Genomic DNA, 2,500 nt, shown 5'->3' with positions numbered 1-2,500 from the left:
TACGGTGGTTCAGTAAAAACCGGTGTATCCATGAAACACGGTCCAAAGGATTTTGTATTCTCTACTATTCAATTATCAAAGATCGATGCTGCGTAGAACCGAGCATATCGGAAACTCTACGTTCCTCTTATTAGAGGTTGGAAAACCCTCAAAAACAGAAGTCTTTGAAGGTTTTACAACCGCTAATACAATGGTGGAGGTGAACGGGTTCGAACCGATGACCTCCTGCGTGCAAGGCAGGCGCTCTCCCAGCTGAGCTACACCCCCATCAATTCATGCGTGGTGGGCCTAGGTGGACTTGAACCACCGACCTCACGCTTATCAGGCGTGCGCTCTAACCAGCTGAGCTATAGGCCCTCGCTTAAAACCGCTGTTTTGGTTTTATGCCGCGTCGCTGCTCTCAATGAGTCTCCTCAACGTATTATCATACGCCTGCGGGACTCATTGTTCACGCTCCTTGCCTAAAATCCAAATCAACGATTTTAAGCACGTGCATCAACACAAGCCTCAGCTAGTTTCGCGTTCATGTCCACTTATAAAGATCAATAACGATCCCTCAAAACTGAATAACAACTGGCAAACGGGGTTAATCCCCAGAATGGTGGTGTTTTGTACACTCGTCTCTGCATAATGCAGAGCACTCGGACTCAACCACTTCTTCCTTTAAAAGGAGGTGATCCAGCCCCAGGTTCCCCTAGGGCTACCTTGTTACGACTTCACCCCAGTTACCAGCCATACCTTGGCAGCCTGCGTCTATAAATAGTTCGCTCAACTGCTTCTGGTACAACCAACTTCCGTGGTGTGACGGGCGGTGTGTACAAGGCCCGGGAACGTATTCACCGTGGCATGCTGATCCACGATTACTAGCGATTCCAACTTCATGGAGTCGAGTTGCAGACTCCAATCCGGACTGAGACATGTTTTACGGGATTCGCTCCTTGTCGCCAAGTGGCTGCCCTTTGTACATGCCATTGTAGTACGTGTGTAGCCCTGGTCATAAAGGCCATGAGGACTTGACGTCATCCCCACCTTCCTCCGGTTTGACACCGGCAGTCTCTCTAGAGTGCCCAACTTAATGCTGGCAACTAAAGATAGGGGTTGCGCTCGTTGCGGGACTTAACCCAACATCTCACGACACGAGCTGACGACAGCCATGCAGCACCTGTCACCAGGTTCCTCAAAGAGGCACTCCCCTGTTTCCAGGGGATTCCCGGGATGTCAAGACCAGGTAAGGTTCTGCGCGTTGCGTCGAATTAAACCACATACTCCACCGCTTGTGCGGGCCCCCGTCAATTCCTTTGAGTTTTAATCTTGCGACCGTACTCCCCAGGCGGTGAACTTAATGCGTTAGCTGCGGCAATGAGACGATTAACCATCCCAACACCTAGTTCACATCGTTTACGGCGTGGACTACCAGGGTATCTAATCCTGTTTGCTCCCCACGCTTTCGCACATCAGCGTCAGTATTTGGCCAGGTAGTCGCCTTCGCCACCGGTATTCCTCCCGATATCTACGAATTTCACCTCTACACCGGGAATTCCACTACCCCCTCCAATACTCAAGCATGCCAGTTTCAAATGCACTTCCACGGTTGAGCCGTGGACTTTCACATCTGACTTAACACGCCGCCTACGCGCGCTTTACGCCCAGTAATTCCGAACAACGCTTGCACCCTCCGTATTACCGCGGCTGCTGGCACGGAGTTAGCCGGTGCTTCCTTTGATGGTACCGTCAAACTACAGCTGTATTAGAGCAGTAGCACTTCTTCCCATCTGACAGGATTTTACGACCCGAAGGCCTTCATCATCCACGCGGCGTCGCTGCGTCAGGGTTTCCCCCATTGCGCAATATTCCTCACTGCTGCCTCCCGTAGGAGTCTGGTCCGTGTTTCAGTTCCAGTGTGGCGGATCATCCTCTCAGACCCGCTAACCATCGTCGCCTTGGTAGGCCATTACCCTACCAACTAGCTAATGGTACGCAAGCTCCTCCTGGTACGATAGCTTTCATGAAGAGGCCATCTTTCCTGATAAATCAGCGTATCCGGTATTAGCTCACCTTTCGGTGGGTTATTCCAGATACCAGGGTAGATTACTTACGCGTTACTCACCCGTGCGCCACTCTACTCGTTCTCCGAAGAAAACTTTCGCGTTCGACTTGCATGTGTTAAGCACGCCGCCAGCGTTCGTTCTGAGCCAGGATCAAACTCTCCAGTTTGATATCCTAGACCGTCTAAAAGACGGTTACTTACATAGTGCTTAATTATATAAGAGCTCGTTTTTTGAATTACGAAAACTTGCTCAAAGTGTCCGAAGACACGTTGGGCCCGTTTGCTGTTTGTTGTTATTCAGTTGTCAAGGATCGTTCACCCGCAAAAAAGATGTTTCGTGGGTTGCGACTGATGTCGCGACGAGATATTTAATCTAATCGATTCTAAAAACTCTGTCAAGATTTATTTCTCGTTTATTTCTGCCTCCGTTGCGCTCAAATCGTTGCCGATCAC

The 2,500-nt window shown here is 50.1% G+C and carries 2 tRNA genes and 1 rRNA gene; all 3 read right to left on the bottom strand.

Going from position 1 to position 2,500, the window contains the following annotated elements:
• Positions 1-191: 191 nt before the first annotated feature.
• A tRNA-Ala gene (locus tag JWG88_RS21165) sits at positions 192-267 on the bottom strand.
• A 13-nt stretch (positions 268-280) separates the two neighbouring features.
• Positions 281-357, bottom strand: a tRNA-Ile gene (locus JWG88_RS21160).
• A gap of 309 nt (positions 358-666) precedes the next feature.
• Positions 667-2,214 (bottom strand): 16S ribosomal RNA (locus JWG88_RS21155).
• Between the last annotated feature and the right edge of the window lie 286 nt (positions 2,215-2,500).

Origin of the sequence: Desulfopila inferna (assembly GCF_016919005.1) — a bacterium.
Classification (GTDB): Bacteria; Desulfobacterota; Desulfobulbia; order Desulfobulbales; family Desulfocapsaceae; genus Desulfopila_A; species Desulfopila_A inferna.
Note: the sequence above shows the minus strand (reverse complement) of the source record. Positions and strands in the feature narration are given on the sequence as shown.